At 72.3% G+C, this 21,068-nt stretch carries 17 protein-coding genes; 9 read left to right on the top strand and 8 right to left on the bottom strand.

Going from position 1 to position 21,068, the window contains the following annotated elements:
- Positions 1 to 6: 6 nt before the first annotated feature.
- Positions 7 to 1,071, bottom strand: a complete 1,065-nt coding sequence (gene ltaE / locus Q9R47_RS18565; protein WP_311234644.1) for a low-specificity L-threonine aldolase — start codon at positions 1,069 to 1,071, stop codon at positions 7 to 9.
- Between the two features lie 254 nt (positions 1,072 to 1,325).
- Between ltaE and Q9R47_RS18560 the strand changes: the two genes are divergently transcribed.
- Positions 1,326 to 2,459, top strand: coding sequence for an aminotransferase class V-fold PLP-dependent enzyme (locus Q9R47_RS18560; RefSeq protein ID WP_311234643.1), 1,134 nt, complete (start codon positions 1,326 to 1,328; stop codon positions 2,457 to 2,459).
- Positions 2,460 to 2,574: 115 nt separating this feature from the next.
- A complete protein-coding gene (locus Q9R47_RS18555; protein ID WP_311234642.1) occupies positions 2,575 to 4,005 on the top strand; it encodes a DUF445 domain-containing protein in 1,431 nt (476 codons plus the stop codon).
- Positions 4,006 to 4,048: 43 nt separating this feature from the next.
- On the opposite strand, the gene Q9R47_RS18550 is transcribed toward Q9R47_RS18555, so the two are convergent.
- Both Q9R47_RS18550 and Q9R47_RS18545 read right to left on the bottom strand, forming a co-directional pair.
- Entirely contained in the window at positions 4,049 to 4,483 is a 435-nt protein-coding gene (locus tag Q9R47_RS18550; protein ID WP_311234641.1) for an XRE family transcriptional regulator, read from the bottom strand.
- A 104-nt stretch (positions 4,484 to 4,587) separates the two neighbouring features.
- Entirely contained in the window at positions 4,588 to 5,013 is a 426-nt protein-coding gene (locus Q9R47_RS18545; RefSeq protein WP_311234640.1) for an XRE family transcriptional regulator, read from the bottom strand.
- Between the two features lie 134 nt (positions 5,014 to 5,147).
- Here Q9R47_RS18545 and Q9R47_RS18540 point away from each other — a divergent pair, with 134 nt between their 5' ends.
- Positions 5,148 to 6,353 (top strand): hypothetical protein, encoded by a 1,206-nt coding sequence (locus Q9R47_RS18540; protein ID WP_311234639.1) that lies wholly within the window; start codon positions 5,148 to 5,150, stop codon positions 6,351 to 6,353.
- Positions 6,354 to 6,381: 28 nt separating this feature from the next.
- On the opposite strand, the gene Q9R47_RS18535 is transcribed toward Q9R47_RS18540, so the two are convergent.
- The 4 genes from Q9R47_RS18535 to purU all read right to left on the bottom strand — a co-directional run bounded on the left by Q9R47_RS18535 (position 6,382) and on the right by purU (position 12,088).
- Positions 6,382 to 7,917 carry an FAD-linked oxidase C-terminal domain-containing protein gene (locus tag Q9R47_RS18535; protein ID WP_311234638.1) on the bottom strand — a complete coding sequence of 512 codons (1,536 nt, stop codon included), beginning with the start codon at positions 7,915 to 7,917 and terminating at the stop codon, positions 6,382 to 6,384.
- A gap of 102 nt (positions 7,918 to 8,019) precedes the next feature.
- Positions 8,020 to 10,035, bottom strand: coding sequence for an ATP-dependent helicase (locus Q9R47_RS18530; protein WP_311234637.1), 2,016 nt, complete (start codon positions 10,033 to 10,035; stop codon positions 8,020 to 8,022).
- Between the two features lie 256 nt (positions 10,036 to 10,291).
- Positions 10,292 to 11,197: a LysR substrate-binding domain-containing protein gene (locus tag Q9R47_RS18525; protein WP_311234636.1), complete on the bottom strand. Its 906-nt coding sequence runs from the start codon at positions 11,195 to 11,197 to the stop codon at positions 10,292 to 10,294.
- Positions 11,198 to 11,239: 42 nt separating this feature from the next.
- Positions 11,240 to 12,088: a formyltetrahydrofolate deformylase gene (purU, locus tag Q9R47_RS18520; protein ID WP_311234635.1), complete on the bottom strand. Its 849-nt coding sequence runs from the start codon at positions 12,086 to 12,088 to the stop codon at positions 11,240 to 11,242.
- 51 nt (positions 12,089 to 12,139) lie between these two features.
- On the opposite strand from purU, the gene Q9R47_RS18515 reads away from it, so the two are divergent.
- The 3 genes from Q9R47_RS18515 to Q9R47_RS18505 all read left to right on the top strand — a co-directional run bounded on the left by Q9R47_RS18515 (position 12,140) and on the right by Q9R47_RS18505 (position 15,733).
- Positions 12,140 to 14,101, top strand: a complete 1,962-nt coding sequence (locus tag Q9R47_RS18515) for an EAL domain-containing protein (RefSeq protein WP_311234634.1) — start codon at positions 12,140 to 12,142, stop codon at positions 14,099 to 14,101.
- Between the two features lie 418 nt (positions 14,102 to 14,519).
- Entirely contained in the window at positions 14,520 to 14,951 is a 432-nt protein-coding gene (locus Q9R47_RS18510; protein WP_311234633.1) for a hypothetical protein, read from the top strand.
- A 65-nt stretch (positions 14,952 to 15,016) separates the two neighbouring features.
- Positions 15,017 to 15,733: an MgtC/SapB family protein gene (locus tag Q9R47_RS18505; RefSeq protein ID WP_311234632.1), complete on the top strand. Its 717-nt coding sequence runs from the start codon at positions 15,017 to 15,019 to the stop codon at positions 15,731 to 15,733.
- A gap of 15 nt (positions 15,734 to 15,748) precedes the next feature.
- Here the strand turns inward: Q9R47_RS18505 and Q9R47_RS18500 are convergent, their stop codons facing one another.
- Positions 15,749 to 16,600, bottom strand: coding sequence for a ChaN family lipoprotein (locus Q9R47_RS18500; RefSeq protein ID WP_404977172.1), 852 nt, complete (start codon positions 16,598 to 16,600; stop codon positions 15,749 to 15,751).
- Between the two features lie 187 nt (positions 16,601 to 16,787).
- Between Q9R47_RS18500 and Q9R47_RS18495 the strand changes: the two genes are divergently transcribed.
- The 3 genes from Q9R47_RS18495 to Q9R47_RS18485 all read left to right on the top strand — a co-directional run bounded on the left by Q9R47_RS18495 (position 16,788) and on the right by Q9R47_RS18485 (position 21,044).
- Positions 16,788 to 18,746: a type IV pili methyl-accepting chemotaxis transducer N-terminal domain-containing protein gene (locus Q9R47_RS18495; protein WP_311234630.1), complete on the top strand. Its 1,959-nt coding sequence runs from the start codon at positions 16,788 to 16,790 to the stop codon at positions 18,744 to 18,746.
- A 41-nt stretch (positions 18,747 to 18,787) separates the two neighbouring features.
- On the top strand, positions 18,788 to 19,525 hold the full coding sequence (locus tag Q9R47_RS18490) for a response regulator transcription factor (RefSeq protein WP_311234629.1): 738 nt from the start codon (positions 18,788 to 18,790) through the stop codon (positions 19,523 to 19,525).
- Positions 19,526 to 19,691: 166 nt separating this feature from the next.
- Positions 19,692 to 21,044, top strand: a complete 1,353-nt coding sequence (locus Q9R47_RS18485) for a nitrate/nitrite transporter (protein WP_311234628.1) — start codon at positions 19,692 to 19,694, stop codon at positions 21,042 to 21,044.
- Positions 21,045 to 21,068: the final 24 nt, after the last annotated feature.

Genomic DNA, 21,068 nt, shown 5'->3' with positions numbered 1-21,068 from the left:
CCGTCCTCAGCCAGTGAAACGTTCGACGCAGTCGAGCGTGTGGGCCACATCGTCCGGCCCGACGTCGAGATGGGTCACCCAGCGCAGGCGGATCTGGCCGCCGCAGAGGCTGCGCGTCACGCCGATGCCGTGCTGCGACAGCCAGGCCAGCAGCGAAGGGGCGATGTCGGAGTGCACGTCGGTGAACAGGATGTTGGTGTGGGCCGAGGCCACCTCCAGCCGCCGGCGCAGCACGGGGTGGCTGCGGCCCGCTTCGGCCAGGCCGTCCGCCAGCGTGCGCAGCAGGGCGTGGTCGTCGGCCATGCGGCGCACGTGGTGCTCCAGGGCGTAGTGTCCCGCGGCCGCGAGCAGGCCCGCCTGCCGCATCGCGCCGCCCAGCATCTTGCGGGTGCGGCGGGCGGCCGAAATGAAATTCCGCGAGCCGAGCAGCAGCGAGCCCACGGGCGCACCCAGCCCCTTGCTGAGGCAGACGGAGGCCGAGTCGAAGTGCGCGCAGATGGCGCGCGCCTCGTCGTAGACGTCGGTGCCGTGGGCCGTGGCATTCGCCGCCGCGGCGTTGAAGAGGCGCGCGCCGTCCAGGTGCATGGCGAGGCCGCGGCCCTGCGCGAGCGCCGCCACCTCGGCGATGTAGGTGTTGGGCAGCACCTGGCCGCCGGTCGTGTTCTCCAGCACCACGAGGCGGGTCCGCGCGAAATGCGGATCGTCGGGCTTGATGGCGGCAGCGATCTCGTGCAGGCACATCGTGCCGTCGGCGCGGTTCTCGATGGGCTGCGGCTGGATGGAGCCGAGGGTGGCCATGCCGCCGCCTTCCCAGCGGTAGGTGTGCCAGGTCTGGCCGACGATGGCCTCGTCGCCGCGCTGGCAGTGGCCCATCAGCCCGATGAGGTTGGCCTGGGTGCCGCTGGGGGCGAAGAGCGCGGCCTCGAAGCCGAGCATGTCCGCGGCCCGGTCCTGCAGGGCGTTCACGGACGGATCGTCGCCGAACACGTCGTCGCCCAGGGGGGCTGCGAGCATGGCCTCGCGCATGGCGGCGGTGGGCCGGGTGACGGTGTCGCTGCGGAAGTCGTGCATCGGGTCGGTTCCTGAATGGGGGCGGGCCGTGCCGAAGGGCGCGGTGGGCGGTCGCCATACTAGCCGCGTCCGCCGCCCGGCTCCGGGGCGGGGGCCGAATTCCCCTGCGGGCACCCCACGGTCCCGGCGGCGGGGGCGGTGTAAGCTGCTGCCATCCGTGCGCGGCTTGCCGGTATCTGCTGGCCTCGGGGCCGCTTCCGCGCCTTCCCTCTCCATTCCCCCTGGCCGTTTCCGTTCCAAGGAGTTGCCCCGCCATGCCCGGACTGTTGCCCGATGTCGATCCCGACGGCCTGCTGGAGTTCTCGGTCGTCTATACCGACCGCGCCCTCAACCACATGTCCAAGCGCTTCACCGGCGTGGTGCAGGACATCCTCGCCACGCTGAAGACGGTGTACGGCGCGCACACCGCGGTGCTGGTGCCCGGCAGCGGCACTTTCGGCATGGAAGCCGTGGCCCGCCAGTTCGCCAACCGCGAGAAGGCGCTGATCGTGCGCAACGGCTGGTTCAGCTACCGCTGGAGCCAGATCTTCGACGCGGGCGGGCTGGGCGGTGGGGCCGTGGTCTGCCAGGCACGCCAGCAGGGCGAGGGCCCGCAGGCACCGTGGGCGCCGTGCCCCGCCGACGAGGTGGCGCAGGCCATCCGCGCCGAGCTGCCGAAGGTGGTGTTCGCGCCGCACGTGGAGACGGCCAGCGGCATCCTGCTGCCGGACGACTACCTGCGCACGGTGGCGGACGCGGCGCACGAGGTGGGCGCGCTGTTCGTGCTCGACTGCGTGGCTTCGGGCGCGATGTGGGTGGACATGCGCGCCACGGGCGTGGACGTGCTCATCTCGGCACCGCAGAAGGGCTGGAGCGGCTCGCCCTGCTGCGCCATGGTGATGCTGAGCGAGCGGGCCCGGCAGGCGATCGAGGGCACGCAGAGCTCCAGCTTCTCGTGCGACCTCAAGAAGTGGATGCAGATCGCCGAGGGCTACGAGAAGGGCCAGCACGCCTACCACACGACCATGCCGACCGATGCGCTGGTGCGGTTGCGCGACGTGATGTTCGAGACCCGGGACGACGGCTTCGAGCAGGTGCGCGAACGGCAGATCGAACTGGGCGCGAAGGTGCGCGCGCTGCTGGAGTCGCGCGGCTTCCCGAGCGTGGCGGCCGAGGGCTGGAAGGCGCCGGGCGTGGTGGTGAGCTACACCACCGATCCGGGCATCCAGAACGGCCGCAAGTTCCTGGAGGCCGGCCTGCAGACGGCCGCGGGCGTGCCGCTGCAGTGCGGCGAGCGCCCGGATTTCCAGACCTTCCGCCTGGGCCTGTTCGGCCTGGACAAGTGGCGCAACGTGGACCGCACCGTGGGGCACCTCGAGGCGGCACTGGACCGCGTGGCGCCGCGCTGAGGCCGGGCCGCAGGGCCTGCGCAGGGCCCGCGGTGCGGCCGCGTTGCCCGCCAAGCCCGTACGGGCAACAGTTGCTTACGCGCGGGCCGCGCACCGGCGGGCTATTCTCGGGGGAATGGACAGCAGCACGCGCAACCGCAGTTCCGGCGATGGCGGCCCCGGCACGGCAGGCGAGGCGCCGGGTGCCGAGGGCCGTTCCACCGCCCCCCTGCCTGCCGACGGGCCGGAGGCATTCGCCGTGCCCCCGCCCGCGGCGACCGCGCACGCGCTGGCGCTGGCACGCTCCAAGTGGCTCGCCACGGGGCTGCTGCTGGCGGTGACGGTCGTGTTCGCCGGCACGTATGCCTTCCCTCCGGGCCTGGCGGTGGACTGCGTGCGCGCCATGGCCGAGGCCGCCATGGTCGGCGCGCTGGCCGACTGGTTCGCGGTGTCGGCGCTGTTCCGCCGCATCCCGCTGCCGTGGGTGCAGCGGCACACCGACATCATCGCGCGCAACAAGGAGCGCATCGGCGGCAACCTGGCCACGTTCGTGCGCGACAAGTTCCTGGACGCGCCCTCGCTCGTCAATCTCATCCGCCGGCACGATCCGGCCGACATGCTCGCGCAGTGGCTCACTTCGCCGGGCAATGCCCAGCTGCTGGGGCGGCAGGTGGCGCGGCTGGCGCTCGCGGCGCTGGACACGGTGGAGGATGCGCGCATCCAGCGGTTCATGAACCAGGCCGCGCGCGCGCTGGTGGGGCAGCTCGACCTGTCGCGCACCATGGCGGCGGCGCTGGAGGCCCTCACCCACAATGGCCGGCACCAGGTGCTGCTCGACGACGTGCTCGGGCGCGTGACGCTGCTGCTGCGCGCGCCCGAGACGCGCACCTTCATCGCCGAGGCCATCGTGCAGTGGATACGGCGCGAGCACCCGCTCAAGGAGAAGGTGCTGCCCACCGACTGGCTGGGCGGCAAGGGGGCGGGCGCGATCGCGCAGGCGATCGACAGCCTGCTGGCCGAGGTGGCGAGCGATCCTTCCCACCAGCTGCGCACGGCGCTGGATGCGGCCGTGCAGCGGCTGATCGAGCGGCTGCAGACCGATCCCGAGTGGGAGCGCCGCGGGCTCGAGCTGCGCGAATACCTGCAGAACGACGAGACCCTGGGCCGCTACGTGCAGGAGCTGTGGACGAGCCTGCGCGAGCGGCTGCAGAAGGACCTGTCCGACGAGAACTCCGAGGTGTCGCGCAAGGTGGCCGCCATGGGCCAGTGGCTCGGCATGGCGCTCGCGGGCGACCCGGCGCTGCGGGTGCGGCTGAACGTGCGCCTGCAGCTCTGGGCCACGCAGGTGGCGCCCGACCTGTCGCAGTTCGTGGCCGAGCACATCCGCAACACGGTGGACCGCTGGGACGCCAAGGAGATGGCACGGCTGGTGGAGCTGCACATCGGCAGCGACCTGCAGTACATCCGCATCAACGGCACGGTGGTCGGCGGCCTGATCGGGCTGGTGCTGTTCGCGCTCTCGCACGCCTCCGAGCTGGCCCGGGGCCTGGGCGCCCTGGCCGGCTGAGCGCGCCTTCCCGCGGACCGGCCCCGGCGTGCGGGGCGGCCGGTCAGCCGTCCCGGTCCTTGCGCTGCGCTTCCCCGGCCTCGTGCGCCCGCGCGATGGCCAGGATCACCTCGCGCGCCAGCCGGCGCTGGGGCACGGGCAGCTTGAGGTAGATGTCGAAGAGTTCGCGGTCGTCGTAGCCCAGCCCCGCATGCCACTTGTGGAGGGGCTCGCCGGTGGCGCGCAGGGCCGCGCCCTCGCCCGCATCGACGAAATCCTCCAGGGGCACGCGCAGCCACTGCGCCAGCGTGGTGAGCTTGCGCGGGCCCGGCATGGTCTCGCCGAGCAGCCAGCGGCGCACGCCGTGCAGCGTCATGGGCTTGCCCCAATGGCGCGTGTTGAACTCGCGTTCGAGTACCGAGGGTTTGGCCTCGTAGCCTGCCGTTTCCATTGCCTCCCGCAACTTCCGGGCGAATTTTTGTTTTGCGTCGTCCTGCATGCCGGCACGCTAGGGACCGGCACGAACTGCAGAGTGACTCGAAAGGCGGGTTACGCTGCCGGCGTGATCCTTGGTTCAGCGGACGGCGGCCGGGACTGCGGAGCTCAGCTTTCGCGCTGCTTTTCGGCGTCGGCGGCGTGGGCGCGGGCGATCGCGAGAATCACCTCGCGGGCGATGCGGCGCTGGGGCACGGGCAGGCGCAGATAGATCTCGAAGAGCTTGCGGTCGTCGTAGCCCATGCCGGCGTGCCACAGGCCGGAAGGCTCGTCGGTGCGGGGCGCGCCGGGCGCGGCGGCCTCGGCGAGGAAGTCCTGCAGGGGCACCTGGAGCCATTGCGAGAGGGTGGCGAGCTTGCGGTGGTCGGGCAGGGTTTCGCCGCGCAGCCAGCGCCGCACGCCATGCAGGCTCATGGGCTTGCCCCAGTGCCGGGTGTTGAATTCCCGCTCCAGCACCGAGGGCCGGGCTTCGTATCCGGCCTTCTCCATAGCTTTTCGTAACTTCTCGGCAAAATTTTGCTTTGCATCCTGCATGCAGTCACGCTAGGGAACTGCCGAGTTTCCGGGGTGATTCGGCGATATAGTCACGAAATTGGCGTAATTCATGGTTACGAAGCGGCGGGGAGACCGCGGCTTCCATGGCCTGCATGAAGGAGAGGAGGGTGGATATGGAGGACATCGGAGGCATGGCGCTGCACGCGCCGGAACACGGGGCGCGCGCGGGCCCGGCAACGGCCGCGGTGCCTTTCACGGAGCACGGGCCGTGGGGCATGGCGGCCGGCGCGGCAAGGCGGGTGGCGGAGCCTGGAAAGCGTAGCGGAGGGGGCACTCCGCAGCGCGGAACTTTCGCACCGCCGCGGGCGGACGATCCGGTCGAGATCGCGGTGGCACAGTTGCGGCTCGCCTGGTGCACGGCGGACCCGTTCACCACGGCGGATCGCTGGATCACGTCCGCCGAGTGGCATTTCCGGATACTGGCCCAGGCGCTGGACGATCGCCGCCGCCTGCTGGCCGGCCGCCTGGCGGCGCTCGGCAGTGCGCGGCTGCAGGCACGGGCGCAGGACCTGGCGGAGGTGCTGTCGCTCGCGCGGCGGTTGCCGCGGGGGCTCGTGCCCACGCGCGGCGCGGGCCTCGGGGGCTCGCCGGAGCAGGGGGCGCCCCGGCTCGAAGACCTCGCCACGGCGGTCGAGCGCGCCGCGGAACTGCGCGGCTCCGGCGGGCAGGGGCTCCCGGCCGGCGCACTGCCGGCCTGGTCGCTGTGTGCCGGGGACGGACCGGCGGATGCCGCGCAGGGCAACGCGACCGTGGTCTGGCTGGGCACCGGCGAGGTGCCGCCCGAGGAAGGCCGCGCGCCGTTCCTGGTGCTCGGCGGCGTGGTCGATGCGGCGGTGCTGCGGTCGCTGCGCGCCTGCGCGGAAGGGCGGATGGATGAGGCGCTGCGGGTGGCGCGCCTCCATTCCGCCTCGCTGCAGGATGCCGCCGAGCAGGTGGAGTGCGCGGCCGCCGCGCTCGACGCCATCGATCTGCGGGTGCAGGAGATCGCGTGGCTGCTCGGGCGCCTGCAGGCGCGGCTCGGTCCCGTCGCGCTGCACGCCCGGCGCGTGCTGGACGTGCAGCAGGCCGGCGAGGAGGGGACCGGGTCCGCGGACCGGGGAGGCGTCGGCGCAGGGGAAGGGCGCGCGGAATCGCTCCCCGCCGACCGCCAGCTGCTGTCGCTGCTGGCGACGGTGGGCGGCGCGCTGTACCGCACGGCGACCGTGCCGGTGCTGGACGAAGCCGGGCGCCTGACGCGCCAGAGTGGCGAGACGGTGGCCGCCATCCGGCGATGGTTGATGACGCACCCCGAAGGCCCGGCGGAGCCCGGCCCGCCCTGACGCCCGGGGGCCGGCCGCCGCGCGGGGGTCAGAACCGGGGCAGGTCGGGGTGTGCGATACGGCCGCCCCGCACCAGCATCCGGCCGTACTCGGCGCAGCGCTGTAGCGTGGGGATCACCTTGCCCGGGTTGAGCAGCCCGGCCGGGTCGAAGGCCGCCTTGAGCGCGAACATCTGTGCGTTTTCCTCGCCGGTGAACTGCGTGCACATGGAGTTGAGCTTTTCCACGCCCACGCCGTGCTCGCCGGTCACGGTGCCGCCCATGGCCACGCTGGTCTCGAGGATGTCGGCGCCGAACAGCTCGCAGCGGTGCAGCTGGTCGGGATCGTTCGCATCGAAGAGGATCAGCGGATGCAGGTTGCCGTCGCCCGCATGGAAGACGTTGGCGCAGCGCAGGCCGTATTTCCGCTCCATGGCCTGGATGGCCAGAAGGATGTCCGCCAGGCGCTTGCGCGGGATGGTGGAATCCATGCACATGTAGTCGGGGCTCATGCGGCCCGAGGCGGGGAAGGCGTTCTTGCGTCCGCTCCAGAAGCGCAGCCGCTCGGCCTCGTCCTGGCTCACCGTGATGGCGGTGGCCCCGGCGTCGCGCAGCACGGCGCTCATGCGGGCGATCTCTTCCTCGACCTCTTCGGGCGTGCCGTCGGATTCGCACAGCAGGATGGCTTCGGCCGCGAGGTCGTAGCCGGCGTGCACGAAGTCCTCGACGGCGGCGGTCATGGGCCGGTCCATCATCTCCAGCCCGGCCGGGATGATGCCGGCCGCGATCACGGCGGCGACGGCGTCGCCCGCGCGGCGCACGTCGTCGAAGCTCGCCATGATGCAACGCGCGACGCGCGGCTTCGGGATCAGCCGCACGGTGACTTCCAGGGCGATGGCGAGCATGCCTTCGCTGCCGATCACGGCGGCCAGCAGGTCATAGCCCGGTGTGTCGAGCGCCTCGCTGCCGAAGGTGACGGGATCGCCCTCGGCGGTGAAGCCGCGCACGCGCAGCACGTTGTGCACGGTGAGGCCGTATTTCAGGCAGTGCACGCCGCCCGAGTTCTCGGCGACGTTGCCACCGATGGTGCAGGCGATCTGGCTCGACGGATCGGGCGCGTAGTAGAGGCCGTGGGACGCCGCGGCTTCGCTGATCGCGAGATTGCGCACGCCGCATTGCACGCGCGCGGTGCATGCGACGGGATCGACCGCGAGGATGCGGTTGAACCGCGCCAGCGAGAGGGTGACGCCGGCCGCGTGCGGCATCGCGCCGCCCGACAGGCCGGTGCCGGCGCCGCGCGCCACCACCGGCACGCCGAGCGCGTGGCAGGTGCGCAGCACGGCCTGTACCTGCGCCTCGGTTTCCGGCAGGCAGACCACCATCGGCCGCTGGCGGTAGGCGGTGAGGCCGTCGCATTCGTAGGGGGTGGTGTCTTCCGCATGCCAGAGCAGCATGTGGGCGGGCAGGTGGGCGCCGAGCGCCTGCACGACCTGCGCCTGGAGGGCGGCGCGCCCGCTGCCGCCGGGGGGCTGCGTGGCGGGGGCGGAGCCGGGAACGGATGCGGGAGGAGGGGCGAGGGCGCTCATGCCCTTCACTTTAGAGGAAGCCCGGCCGCCGGTGCGTGAGTTTTCTTGCAGCGTCGCGTGAATGCGGGTCGGGCGGGGGCGGGTCCGGGGGGCTGCCGCCGCTCAGACCGGCCCGGGGCCCAGGGGGCGCTTGCGGCCTTCCAGCAGCCACAGGTGCTTCTTCGCGCGGGTCATGGCCACGTAGAGCATGTTGCGCTCGCGGTAGGCCTCGTGCCGGGCGGCGGCGCGCGGAAACCGCCCGCGCTCGACCAGCGGCACGGCCACGTGGTCGTATTCGTGGCCCTTGCAGCGCTCCACCGTCAGCAGTTGCAGGCTGGGCGCTTCCTGCTCTCGGTGCTGCTGCATGCCGGACTGCACCATGAGCGTGAGCCGGCCCAGGAATTCATCCACCGGCAGGCCCTCGCAGATGCGCGAGAGCGCCTGCAGGCTGTCCAGGCACTGGCGGTGCTCCTGGGGGCTGATGGGCGCTTCGGCGAAGAAGCGGTGCAGCAGCGGATGGCGGCAGAGCCGGCCCGCGTCGGCGCATACCTCCGGCGGCAGGGCCAGCCAGGCCTCGCAGGCGGCGGACGCCACGGGTGCGTTCGGGTCGAAGCTCGCGCGCAGCAGGAAGTCGCGCAGGCGCTCTGGCTGGTGGACGAGTTCGCCGGCCACGGCCCGCGTGTCCACCTCGGCGGTGGACTGCTGCGCCAGCGCCTGCAGATCGAAGAAGCCGTTGGCCAGCACGTCGGCATCGGGCCGGCTGCCGCGCCGCACGTAGCGCAGCAGGCCCTCGATGGCGCTGCTCAGGATGCCCTGGGTGAGCTGCACCGGGCCGCCGCGGCCCGGCAGCGCCCAGAGCAGGGCGAGCACCAGCGCGATCTCGCGGCGCTGGTAGAACCGCTTCATGCCCCGGCAGGCGTAGTGCACGCCCTCGTGGCCGAAGCACCATTCCAGCAGCACGGAATCCTCGGGCGAGCGCAGCACCACCGTGAGGCAGGGCGCCGTGCCGTTCGCCGGCGCCGGCAGGCGCCGCACGGTCTGGTGGATGGCCAGCAGCTGCTGGGCGCAGTCGTCGTCGCCGTCGTAGGCGAGCCGCTCGAAGCGGGCGGACTGGTTCGGGTAGTGCGTCTCGAACGCCACGCCGAAGAGCGGGTTCAGGCCCGCGCAGATGGCCTGGCCGAAACGGTAGGTGCTGTGGAGCGTGAGCACTTCGGGCGGTTCGGGCAGCTCCTGCCGCAGGCGTTCCAGGCCGTCGCCGAAGACGGAGAACGCGCCGGGCAGGATGTGCTGGTTGAAGTCGCCCGCGCCCACGAACACGCCGTTGCCGCCGGCCACCAGGCGGCGCAGCACCAGCATCGCTGCTTCGTCCAGGTCCTGCAGCTCGTCGAAGAGCACCGCGTCGTGGCGGCCCTCGAGCAGCGGGTAGGGCGCATCGGCATCCAGCTCCCACAGTTGCCGGGCGATCTCGTAGGTGCAGTCGCCGGGGGCGTAGAACTGCGGTTCGTCGTCCGGCCCGCGCCGCAGCCGTTCGTACTGGCGCAGCAGCAGGTAGAGGCCGTGGTCCAGCGCGTGGTCCCGGCAGTAGGCCGCGGCGCCCACGCCTTCGCGGGCGATGTCGCGCAGCAGCAGCCGCTGCTTGGCCAGGGCCTCGAAATCGATGAAGGCCTGCACGTCCAGTTCGCGCGCCGCGAATTCGGCGGCCTCGGGCGGAACGTCCCCGGCATGCCCCGGGCCCCGCTGGAGCTCCTGACGCAGCGCGGCATGGGCCTGGCGGATCAGCAGCTGGCGCTCCAGCGGCTCGGTCAGGCGGTGCACGGGCAGGCCCTGGTCCTTCAGCAGCCCCTCGCAGAGCTGCTCCACCGTCATGATCCGCACTTCGCGCGACGCGGCCGGCATGTAGCGGGCCAGCCGGTCGTGGATGGCGGCCAGGCCCGCATCGGAGTAGGCCAGCATGAGCACGCGGCGCGCGCCCCGCATCTGGACCAGGTCCGCCGCCTTGGTCACCAGCGTGGTGGTCTTGCCCGTGCCGGCCAGGGCGTTGATGAGCACGGTTTTCGCCGTGGTGTTGAGGACGGCCTTCTGCTCGTCGTTCGGGCGGCGCTTGAGGACGGGGGGGGCGGGGGAAGGGGGCTGGGCCATGGAGAGCGGTCGCGGGCTGGAGGCGCGCCAGTGCGGGGCGCCATGCAAACCGGGGGATTATGCGCAGTGGATGCTGCCCTGGAGGCACTGACTCTGATCCATGGCGCAGCACGGCGAGAACGGGACAGCACCCGACAGGGCTCGGGGGAGTGCCTTCATCCCGGTGGTCCTATCGTTGACAGCCCTTGCATCCGGCGCGGCCCAAGCCAGCGGCAGCCGAGCAAGGGCCGCCCCGCAGCGCCTCAGGGGGGCGTCTTCACATCACCCGCCGCAGCCATTCCGCGAAGGCCGCGCATTCCCAGCGGTCCATCGTGCCGGTGCGCCAGCAGAGGTAGTGGGCATGGGGGCTGGGCGCATCGAGCGGGAACAGCCGCACGAGGGTGCCGTTCTCCAGCCAGGGCGCGCCGAGCTTGAGGCGCACCAGCGCCACGCCCATGCCGGCCGATGCGGCATCGCACATCAGGCCGATGTCGTTGAACTGCGAGCCCTCGGACGGTTCCGCCCAGCCCAGGCCGGCGGCGGAGAACCAGGTGCGCCACGGCTCCAGCGGGCTGCGCAGCAGCGCGCTGCCCTCCAGGTCCTCGGGCCGCTCGAACGGCCCGTGCTCGCGCAGGAAGGCGGGAGAGACCAGCGGCGTGACCACGTCGCGCGCCAGTTCCACGTGCTCCATGTCGGCGTAGTGCCCGGGGCCGAAGCGCACCACCAGGTCGGCGTCCTCGGCCACCACGTCGAGCAGCGGGATGGAAACCTGCAGCGCCAGGTCGATTTCCGGATAGGCCTCGGTGAACTGCCGCAGCCGCGGGATCAGGATGGACCGCGCGAAGGTCGGCGTGACGGCGATCTTGAGCCGCCGCTTGCCCGGCGCGGCCGCCGCGCCCGGAAAGCGCTGCAGCGCGCCCAGGCCCTCGCGCACGTGGGCCAGGTAGGCGCTGCCCTCGGTGGTGAGGGAGAAATCCGCCCGGCCGAACAGCCGCGCGCCCAGGATCTGCTCCAGCTGCCGCACGCGGTGGCTCACCGCGCTGGGCGTCACGCACAGCTCGTCGGCCGTCTGCGTCACGCTGCGCAGCCGCGCCAGCGCCTCGAAGGTCAGCAGGCACTGGATCGGCGGGATGCGCTGGGCGGCGCTCCTGGAGGACGGCGAAGCGGGGCTGACGGAGGCCATCTCATGGATTCCCTGCGCCGCGCCCTGCGCGACGCGCACACGTCATTTGAAGATCACCGTCTTGTGGCCGTTGAGCACCACGCGGTGCTCGGTGTGCCACTTCACGGCGCGTGCCAGCACCTGGCTTTCGGTGTCGCGGCCGCGGGCCGTGAGGTCTTCCACGGTGTCGGTGTGGTCGGCGCGGGCCACGTCCTGCTCGATGATCGGGCCTTCGTCCAGGTCGGCCGTCACGTAGTGGGCCGTGGCACCGATGAGCTTCACGCCCCGGTCGTGCGCCTGGTAGTAGGGCTTGGCGCCCTTGAAGCTCGGCAGGAAGCTGTGGTGGATGTTGATGGCGCGGCCTTCGAGCTTGCGGCACAGGTCGTCCGAGAGCACCTGCATGTAGCGCGCGAGCACGACCAGCTCGGCGCCTTCCTGCTGGATGATCTCGTACTGCCGGGCCTCGGCCTGGGCCTTGTTGTCCTTCGTCACCGGGATGTGGTGGAAGGGCACGTTGTAGCTGGCCGCGAGCTGGTAGAAGTCGCGGTGGTTGCTGATGATGGCGCAGATGTGCACCGGCAGCAGGCCGGACTTCCAGCGGAACAGCAGGTCGTTCAGGCAGTGGCCCTCGCGGCTGACCATGATGGCGGTCTTCATCGGCTCGCTGGCGGCGTGCAGGCTCCAGTGCATGCGGTGCGGCTCGGCGAAGGCGGCGAGCTGCACGCGCAGGCTGGCCTGGTCGTGGGTGCCGCAGGCGAAGCGCACGCGCATGAAGAACAGGCCGGTGGCGTGGTCGTTGTACTGGGCGGCCTCTTCGATGTTGCCACCGTGCTCCAGCAGGAAACCGGAGACCGCATGCACCAGCCCGAGCTTGTCGGGGCAGGAGAGGGTGAGAATATAGGCTTGGGTCATAGCGGGGCGATTGTCGCAGCACGGCCCGCAGCAACGCGGAGCAAGGAATTGATGCAAGAGGAGCAGGGGGCCGTCCCCCGCAGCGCCCCCCTGGGAGTGGCCGGCTGGTGGATACCCGCCGCCCTGCTCGTGTATGCCGCGGCCGGCCTCGCCTGGGTGGTGGGCGCCGAGGCGATGGTGCCGGCCGGCAGCGGCCTGCGCATGGCGCTGGAGGCGGCGTTCGTGCTGGCGCCCGCGGGCTGCGGCGTCTGGGCTCTGGGGCGCTGGCGTGCGCGCGGCCGGGAGATCGCCGTGCTGGCGCAGGGCGCGGCGCAGGCCGACGAACGCCAGCGGCTCGCGGCCACGGTGGTGGACAACGCGGCCGAGGGCATGGTGGTGACGGACGCCGGTAGCCGCATCCTGTCGGTGAACGCGGCGTTCACGCGGCTCATGGGCTATGACGAGGCGGAGCTGCTGGGGCGCACGCCGCGGCTCTTCAAGTCGGGCCGCCACGGCCGCGCGTTTTACGAAGCCATGTGGAGCGAGCTGGGCCGCACCGGCCACTGGCAGGGCGAGATCTGGAACCGCCGCAAGAACGGCGAGGTGTTCCCCGAGCGCATGTCGCTCTCCAGCGTGCGCAATGCGCAGGGCGAGGTGACGCACTACGTGTGCCTGTTCACCGACATCTCGCACGAGCACGAGCAGCGCCGCCGCCTGGAGGTGATGGCCCACACCGATCCGCTCACCGGCCTGCCCAACCGCACGTTCTTCGCGCAGCAGCTCGAGGAAGCGATCGCCGACGCGCGGCTGCGGGGCGAGCCGCTGGCGGTGCTGCTGGTCAATCTCGACCGGTTCAAGGACGTGAACGACAGCTACGGCCACGCGGTGGGCGACGAGGTGCTGCGCCACATCGCCGCGCGCGCGCAGGAGGCGCTGCGGCCGGGCGACCTGGCGGGGCGGCTGGCGGGTGACGAGATCGGCGTGATCGCCCGCCGGGTGGACGGCGCGCAGGGCGCGGTGGCGATCGCCCGCGGGCTGCTGGCCGCGCTGGGCGAACCCTGGCGCTCGCCCGACGGCTTCGAGGTGGTGGCCTCGGCGAGCGTGGGCATCTGCCTGTTCCCGGACCACGGCGACAGCGCCGATGCGCTGCTGCAGGGCGCCCATGCGGCCGTGTACGGCGCGCGCGAGCACGGTCACGGCGCCTGGCATTTCTTCGACGAGAGCCTCACGCAGGCGGCGCGGGAGCGGCTTTCGGTGGAGGCCCGCCTGCGCGCAGCGCTCGCGCACGGCCACCTGCAACTGCACTACCAGCCGCAGGTGGACATCGCCTCCGGGCGCATCGTGGGCGCCGAGGCGCTGGTGCGCTGGAACGACCCGCTGGAAGGCTTCATCGCGCCCGACCGCTTCATTCCGGTGGCCGAACGCACGGGCGTGATCGGCCCGCTGGGCGAGTGGGTGATGCACGAGGCCTGCCGGCAGGCCCAGGGCTGGCGCGAGGCGGGGCTGCCCGAGGTGACGATGGCGGTGAACGTCTCGCCGCGCCAGTTCCATCTCACCGACCTGGCGGGCTGCGCGGCGCTCGCGCTGGCGGATTCGGGCTTTCCCTCGACGCTGCTGGAGCTGGAGATCACCGAAGGCGCGCTGGCCGAGCGGCCCGAGGAGGCGCGGCAGGTGCTGCTGCGGCTGCGCGGCCTGGGCCTGCGGCTCGCGATCGACGATTTCGGCACCGGCTACTCGTCGCTCGCGCACTTGAAGCGCTTCCCGATCGACGTATTGAAGATCGACCGCGGCTTCATCCGCGACCTGCCCCAGAGCGCGGACGACATGGCGATCTGCGCGGCGATCATCGCCATGGGCCACAGCCTGGGCCTGCACGTGCTGGCCGAGGGGGTCGAGACGCCCGAGCAGCTGGCGTTCCTGCACGCCCGCGGCTGCGACCGCTACCAGGGCTATCTGTGCCGGCGGCCGGTGCCGGCGACGGAGTTCGCCGCGCTGCTGGCGCAGCAGGCCGCGCAGGACGATTCCGGCGGTTGACTCGGCAGCGCCGGCAGGGCAATAATCCGGCCGCTTTTCGGAAGGGCGCGCACCGTGTGGCGCTGCCCGAAGCCCGCGGACACACCGCGATACACCGCGGACTTTCCCGTGAATGTTTCGCGGACCATGCTTGCGAACGGCCGCCGGGGCTCCCCCGGGCCTTGCGGCGCCGGCCGCGGCCGGCATCCCACTCCCATGCGCGCCGGTGCGTGGGCCCATCCACCGGCGCGCGAGAGCGCGGGAGAGAACGCCATGGACCCTGCCCCCAGACGGCCTTCCCCCGGCCTGCCCCCGGTGTTCCGTTCCCCTTGCATTTCCCTCTCCGCTTCCGGCGCGCGGCTGGAGGCCTTCCGCCGCCCGGCCCTGCGCTGACGGCGCGGGAGGCTCCGCGCGCTGCGGCGCGGCTGGAGCCTTCCGCATGTCTTTCCTCCGCTTCCCTTTTTCGTTTCCACTCTCCTTCCCGGCCTTCGCGCATCGGCGCGCATCGCGCGCCGACGTGCTCCAGCAGGCGCTGCACGATGCGCTCGCCCGCCGGCGCCCGCAGGCCCTGGGCGGGCTGTTGAGCAGCCACGGCTGCCGCCGCGTGGCCGCATGCCTGTCGCGCGAGCCGGGGCCGGTGATCGCCGATGCGCTCTCCCTGCTGCCTCCGGCACAGCGCCGGGCGGTGTTCGTGCGCCTGGGCCGCGCCGCGCGCCGGCGGGCCGAGCGCATCGGCGGGCGGGCCTTCGATGCCTTCCAGGCCGCTGGCGCGGCCGATGCTGCAGGCACGGCCGTGCCGGCCGGAACGTGGTGGCGCGCGTGGGCCCGTGTCGCCCGGAGCTGCCGCCGCCTGCCGGGTGCCGGGGCGTGACGCCTGCGCCCCCGCCTTTCCCTCCTTTCCTGCCGCATCTCCCCATCACGAACCACGGAGCCGCCATGCAATTCCTCCGCCACTTCCATCTGTTCCCGTTCCTCGACACGCTCGTCAGCCTGCTCACCGCCTTCGGGCTGGGCGCGGCGATCGGTCTGGAGCGCCAGGTCCGCCAGCGCACCGCGGGCCTGCGCACCAACACGCTGGTGGCCGTGGGCGCGGCGGCGTTCGTGGTGCTGGCCGACCGGCTGGAGGGCCCCTCGGGCGCGGTGCGGGTGATCGCCTACGTGGTGTCGGGCGTGGGCTTCCTGGGGGCCGGCGCGATCATGAAGGAGGGGGCCAACGTGACCGGACTCAACACCGCGGCGACGCTCTGGGGATCGGCGGCAGTCGGTGCCTGCGCGGGGTCTCACCTCGTGGCCGAAGCCGTGCTCGCTGCCCTCTTCGTGCTGGCCAGCAACACGCTGCTGCGGCCCGTGGCCAACCGCATCAACCGCCGCCCGGTGCAGGAAGCGACGGGCGAGGCGATCTACACCGTGTACGTGCTCTGCGGGCGCGGCGTGCACGGTGAAGTGCGCGAGCGCATGGTGGAGCTGCTGGAGGCCGCCAACTACCCCGTGCGCGGCGTGGGCCAGCATGCCTTCGGCCGCACCGAGACCGAGATCGAGGCGACGCTCTATGCCACGGCGGTGGAGACGGAAGAGCTGGATGCCGTGATGGGCGCGATCGAGGCGCTGCCGGGCGTGCTGCAGGCGTTCTGGAACGGGGGCTCGGACGATTAGGGCCGGGACGGCACGCTATTTTCGCAGCGCGGCGCAGCGGTCCGTGGGCGGCAGCGCGGGCGTGGGCAGGACGGTGTCCGCGGCGCCCTCGGGCAGGGGCTCGGTGGTGGATCGCGCGCGGGCGATGGCGACGCGGGACCGCACGCTGCCATCCCAGTGCAGCGGAATGCCGAGGTCGCGCCGCACGTGTTCCGCGCCCGCGATCAGCAGCACCGCCTGGCCAGGGCGGCGCGCATCGGCCGCCGCGCGGGCCAGGCTGGCGTCGCGCGCGATCTGGATGCGCGCCATGCCGGGCCACTGCGACGAGGGCAGCAGGCCGCAGTGGCCGGCGTCCATGGCGGCGATCTGCCGGCGCAGCACGTCGGGCGGCACGCGTGCGTCCCAGGCCGGATCGCGCATGGCATCGCGCATGCGCGCACGCGGCAGATTGCCGCCGAGCACCGGCACGCCGGCGCGCACGGCCTCCATCACCACCGGACCGTAGCGCTCCCAGGGCCAGGCCGCATCGTTCCAGGCCAGCGCCGCGCGCACGGCGGTTTCGCCGGCATCGCGCGGCAGGCCCTGCGTGCCGTGGCCGGCCTCGGCCATTTCCAGCACGACGGCCGACAGGGCGCCGCGCGCGCCCAGCGCCGCCACCGCTTCGCGCTGCAGGCGCTGGTGGTCCGGCGCGTCGTGCTGCTCGCCCAGCAGCAGCACGGGGGGCGGCAGCAGCGCGGCCCAGGGCGCGGCTGCGTCGGCCGCAGGCGTTGCGGGAGGCGGTGGCGAGCGGGTATCGGCAGGCGGCGCGTTCGAGCAGCCTGCGGCAACCATCAGAGCGGACAGGACGGTAGCGGCGCACAGCCGCGGGAGCAGTGGCGGAAGGGGCATGCGCAAACAGGGCCTTCTGAAACAGTACGGAGGACGAACACGAACATGGGCAACGCCGCATGCTACGGCGGCGGGCGCTGGCCGGAAGCGATGCCCGCGGCGGCGCGCGGGCCTTGGCAATGCGCGCTTCCGCCCGGCTTGACCTGCATCAAGGTGCGCACGGGCCCGCGTTCCTACACTGCCCGCCATGCGCAGGCCCTTCACGCTGACCACCCGGCTGCTCGCCATCGGCGGGAGCTTTCTTGCGGTGGCGCTGCTGTCCATCGCGCTCACGCTGTGGATCACCTGGAGCCTAGAAGGCGGCGCGGCCGCGGTCAACGAGGCAGGCCGGCTGCGCATGACGATGATGCGCATGGCGCTCGCGGGGCAGGCCGAGGCACCGGGCGCGCTGGCGCCGCTTGCCGCCCGGTTCGACGCCAGCCTCGCGCTGCTGCGGCAGGGGGATCCCGCCCGGCCGCTGTTCGTGCCGTGGAACGAAGACACGCAGGTGCGCTTCGAGGGCATCCGCGAAGAATGGCGCCAGATGCGCGGCAGCGGCCAGAAGGCGCCCACCGTGGCGCAGGCCGATGCGTTCGTGGCGCGCGTGGACGGCTTCGTGGACGCGATCGAGCGCCAGATGGCGCGCTGGACGGCCGCGCTCCACCTCTTCCAGCTGGCGATGATGGCGGTGGCCATCGCGTCGGCGGTGGCCTTCATGGCCCTGAGCCACTGGCTGGTGCTGGCGCCCGTGGCGCGGCTGCAGCAGGCCCTGGCGCGCATGCGGCAGGGAGACCTGCGCACGCGCCTGCCCGTCGAATCGCAGGACGAGTTCGGGCAGGTGGCGACCGGCTTCAACCTCATGGCGCATGCGCTGCAGTCCTCGCACCAGGACCTGGAGCGCAAGGTGGCCGAGAAGACCTCGCGGCTGCAGGAGCGCAACGAGCGCCTGGCCGCGCTCTATGCGGTGAGCGCCGAGGTGTCGGAGGCCGGGAGCCTGGAAGCGCTCGCGCGCGGCTTCGTGCAGCGCGTGCGCGAGATCGCACGGGCGGATGCGGCGGCGATGCGCTGGTCCGACGAGGCCAACGAGCGCTACCTGCTGCTCGCGGGCGACGGCCTGCCCGAGACGATGGTGCAGGGCGAGCACTGCCTGCGCACCGGCAGCTGCCACTGCGGCCAACCCGAGGCTTCCGCGCGCCTGCGCGTCATTCCCATCCTGCCCGGCGCGCCCACCGGCATGCCGCACTGCGGCGACGCGGGCTACCAGACGCTGGTGCTGGTGCCCGTGCGCACGCAGCAGCGCGTACTCGGCGAGATCGACCTGTTCTTCCGCGCGGCCACCGGCATCGAGCCCGGCATGCAGGAGATGCTGGAAGCCATGGCGAGCCATCTCGCCACCGCCATGGAAGGGCTGCGCGCCACCGCCCTGGAGCGCGAGGCCGCCGTGGCGCAGGAGCGCTCGTTCATCGCGCGCGAGCTGCACGACTCGATCGCGCAGTCGCTCGCCTTCCTGAAGATCCAGACCCAGCTGCTGCGCGACGCGGTGCTGCGCGGCGACGACGGCGCGCGCGACCGCAGCATGGGAGAACTCGACGTCGGTGTGCGCGGCTGCTATGCCGACGTGCGCGAATTGCTGGTGCATTTCCGCACGCGCACCAGCGAGGAAGACATCGAAGGCGCGCTGCGCTCCACGCTCTCCAAGTTCGGCCACCAGACCGGCATCGCGCATGCGCTGTCGATGGCGGGCCACGGCCTGCCGCTCGCGCCCGACGTGCAGGTGCAGGTGCTGCACATGGTGCAGGAAGCGCTCTCCAACGTGCGCAAGCACTCGGGCGCCCGCCGCGTGGAGGTGCGCGTGCAGCGCGCGCCGCACTGGCGCTTCGAGGTCGAGGACGACGGCTGCGGTTTCGATCCGGCCGCCGTGCCGCCCGATTCGCTGCACGTGGGCCTGGGCATCATGCGCGAGCGGGCCGAGCGCATCGGCGCGCGCGTGCAGGTCGGCCCGGGGGAGGGTGGCGGAACGCACGTCTGCATCGAGCTGCCGGCGGTGCCTGTGCCCGGCGACGCCATGGCTTCGGTGGCGTCACCAGCCTCCGGGTTTTCCGCCGTTTCTCCTCCCGCGCCGCGCGCGCCGCTGTTCCCCCTCACCGCCGCGCCGCTCGCTTCCTGAGCGAGTGGGTGCCGGCACGCACTCCCGGAGCCTTCTTCGCCATGACTGCCCCCGATGTTTCCCGCCCGCCGGCTTCCCCTCCGCTCCGGGTGTTCGTGGTGGACGACCACACGCTGTTCCGCCGCGGCCTGATCGCCCTGCTGGCGCAGTACCGGTCCGTGCAGGTGGTGGGCGAGGCCGGCGATGCGGCAGAGGCCCTGCGCCTCGCGCCGCCGCTTGCGCCGCAGGTCGTGCTGCTCGACAACCACCTGCCCGGCGTGCGCGGCATCGATGCGATCCGCGGCCTGCGCGAGGCCATGCCGGGCGTGCGCGTGCTGATGCTCACCGTGAGCGAGGACGGCGAAGACCTCGCGCAGGCACTGCGCCAGGGCGCCCAGGGTTACCTGCTCAAGACCATCGAAGGCGACCTGCTGGCCGATGCCATCGGCCGCGCCGCGCGCGGCGAGCCCGTGGTGAGCGCGGAGCTGATGGGCAAGCTGGTGGCGGCCTTCCAGGCGCAGGGCGGACCGCCCGCCATGCAGGCGGCGCCGCCGCAGCCCGTGGAGGCTCCGTCTCCCGGCCCGGCTGCGGCAGGCGAGCCCGCCGCTCCGCTCTCGCCGCGCGAGGAGGACGTGCTGCGCGAGATCGCCCGCGGCGCGAGCAACAAGGAAATCGCCCGCGCGCTCGACATCGCCGAGACCACGGTGAAGATCCACGTGCAGCACATCCTGCGCAAGCTGGGGATCAGTTCGCGCGTGCAGGCGGCGGTGTACGCGTCGGACCGGCAGCGCGCGCCCTGACGCGGGGCGGGACATAGTTCTTCCGGAGGATGCGCCCGCCGCGCGCATCCTCCTTCCGCCGGGGCGTTCACCTCCCACCGGAGGATGTGCAGGCGGCGCCGTTCGCGGGACGATCGTTCCCGAGCCCCGTGGATCGACCGCAGGGCCGCCACCAGGAACGAACGCCATGGCCCACGCAAGCGCCACAGCCCCATCCCGCCGAGGCCGCAGCGCCTCCGCCCCCCCTTCCACCGCGCCCGCCACCCCGGCCGCCACCGCGCGCCGCACGCGCCAGGCCTGGTCCGTGCTCGCCGTGAGCACGCTCGCCTTCACCGTGTGCTTCATGGTGTGGATGATGTTCGGCGTCATCGGCATCCCGATCAAGAAGATGCTGGGCCTGAACGCCACGCAGTTCGGCCTGCTCACGGCCATGCCGGTGCTCACGGGCTCGCTCGTGCGCGTGCCGCTCGGCATCTGGACCGACCGCTACGGCGGCCGCATCGTGATGGCCTGCCTGATGGCCGCGACGGTGCCCGCCATCTGGGCGATGGGCTATGCCACCGAGTACTGGCACTTCCTCACGATCGGCCTGTTCGTCGGCCTGGCGGGGGGCTCGTTCTCGGTGGGCACGCCCTACGTGGCGCGCTGGTTCCCCAAGGAGCGCCAGGGCACGGCCATGGGCATCTACGGCGCCGGCAATTCCGGCGCGGCGGTGAACAAGTTCGTGGCGCCCGCCATCCTGGTGGCCTTCGGCTGGGCGGCCGTGCCGCACGCCTATGCAGCCATCATGCTCGGCACGCTGGTGCTGTTCTGGCTGTTCAGCCACAGCGATCCGGCGCACCGCGTGCCCAGCCACGTCACCTTCCTGGACCAGCTGCAGGCGCTGAAGGACCCGCGCGTGCTCAAGTACTGCCAGTACTACAGCATCGTGTTCGGCGGCTACGTGGCGCTGTCGCTCTGGATGGTGCAGTACTACGTGGGCGAATACGGGCTGGACATCCGCGTCGCCGCGCTGCTGGCCGCCTGCTTCTCGCTGCCCGGCGGCGTGCTGCGCGCCATCGGCGGCGCGCTCAGCGACAAATACGGCGCCCACAGCGTGACCTGGTGGGTGCTGTGGGTCTGCTGGGTGTGCCTGTTCCTGCTGTCGTATCCGCAGACCGATTTCACGGTGCTCGCCACGGACGGCCCGCGCAGCTTCCACATCGGCCTGAACGTGTACGCGTTCACCGGGCTCATGTTCGTGCTGGGCATCGCCATGGCCTTCGGCAAGGCGAGCGTCTTCAAGTACATCAGCGACGACTACCCCGCCAACATCGGCGCCATCAGCGGCATCGTGGGCCTGGCCGGCGGCCTGGGCGGCTTCGTGCTGCCGATCCTGTTCGGCGTGCTGCTGGACTGGACGGGCGTGCGCTCCAGCGCCTTCATGCTGATGTACGGCGTGGTCTGGGTGTCGCTGGCCTGGATGTATTTCACCGAAGTGCGCCGCACCGACGTGATGGATGCGTCCGGCGCACGCGCCGCCGCCCGCACCGCCCGCTGAGCGCGGGCAGCGAAGCCCAAGGAG

Origin of the sequence: Acidovorax sp. PRC11, assembly GCF_031844105.1 — a bacterium.
Taxonomy (GTDB): domain Bacteria; phylum Pseudomonadota; class Gammaproteobacteria; order Burkholderiales; family Burkholderiaceae_C; genus Paracidovorax.
Note: the sequence above shows the minus strand (reverse complement) of the source record. Positions and strands in the feature narration are given on the sequence as shown.

Excerpts from the sequence above, each read along its gene's own strand:
- ltaE (WP_311234644.1), bottom strand. The coding sequence starts at position 1,071 with ATGCACGACTTCCGCAGCGACACCGTCACCCGGCCCACCGCCGCCATG.
- Q9R47_RS18560 (WP_311234643.1), top strand. The coding sequence starts at position 1,326 with ATGCCCGGACTGTTGCCCGATGTCGATCCCGACGGCCTGCTGGAGTTC.
- Q9R47_RS18555 (WP_311234642.1), top strand. The coding sequence starts at position 2,575 with ATGGACAGCAGCACGCGCAACCGCAGTTCCGGCGATGGCGGCCCCGGC.
- Q9R47_RS18550 (WP_311234641.1), bottom strand. The coding sequence starts at position 4,483 with ATGCAGGACGACGCAAAACAAAAATTCGCCCGGAAGTTGCGGGAGGCA.
- Q9R47_RS18545 (WP_311234640.1), bottom strand. The coding sequence starts at position 5,013 with ATGCAGGATGCAAAGCAAAATTTTGCCGAGAAGTTACGAAAAGCTATG.
- Q9R47_RS18540 (WP_311234639.1), top strand. The coding sequence starts at position 5,148 with ATGGAGGACATCGGAGGCATGGCGCTGCACGCGCCGGAACACGGGGCG.
- Q9R47_RS18535 (WP_311234638.1), bottom strand. The coding sequence starts at position 7,917 with ATGAGCGCCCTCGCCCCTCCTCCCGCATCCGTTCCCGGCTCCGCCCCC.
- Q9R47_RS18530 (WP_311234637.1), bottom strand. The coding sequence starts at position 10,035 with ATGGCCCAGCCCCCTTCCCCCGCCCCCCCCGTCCTCAAGCGCCGCCCG.
- Q9R47_RS18525 (WP_311234636.1), bottom strand. The coding sequence starts at position 11,197 with ATGGCCTCCGTCAGCCCCGCTTCGCCGTCCTCCAGGAGCGCCGCCCAG.
- purU (WP_311234635.1), bottom strand. The coding sequence starts at position 12,088 with ATGACCCAAGCCTATATTCTCACCCTCTCCTGCCCCGACAAGCTCGGG.
- Q9R47_RS18515 (WP_311234634.1), top strand. The coding sequence starts at position 12,140 with ATGCAAGAGGAGCAGGGGGCCGTCCCCCGCAGCGCCCCCCTGGGAGTG.
- Q9R47_RS18510 (WP_311234633.1), top strand. The coding sequence starts at position 14,520 with ATGTCTTTCCTCCGCTTCCCTTTTTCGTTTCCACTCTCCTTCCCGGCC.
- Q9R47_RS18505 (WP_311234632.1), top strand. The coding sequence starts at position 15,017 with ATGCAATTCCTCCGCCACTTCCATCTGTTCCCGTTCCTCGACACGCTC.
- Q9R47_RS18500 (WP_404977172.1), bottom strand. The coding sequence starts at position 16,600 with ATGCCCCTTCCGCCACTGCTCCCGCGGCTGTGCGCCGCTACCGTCCTG.
- Q9R47_RS18495 (WP_311234630.1), top strand. The coding sequence starts at position 16,788 with ATGCGCAGGCCCTTCACGCTGACCACCCGGCTGCTCGCCATCGGCGGG.
- Q9R47_RS18490 (WP_311234629.1), top strand. The coding sequence starts at position 18,788 with ATGACTGCCCCCGATGTTTCCCGCCCGCCGGCTTCCCCTCCGCTCCGG.
- Q9R47_RS18485 (WP_311234628.1), top strand. The coding sequence starts at position 19,692 with ATGGCCCACGCAAGCGCCACAGCCCCATCCCGCCGAGGCCGCAGCGCC.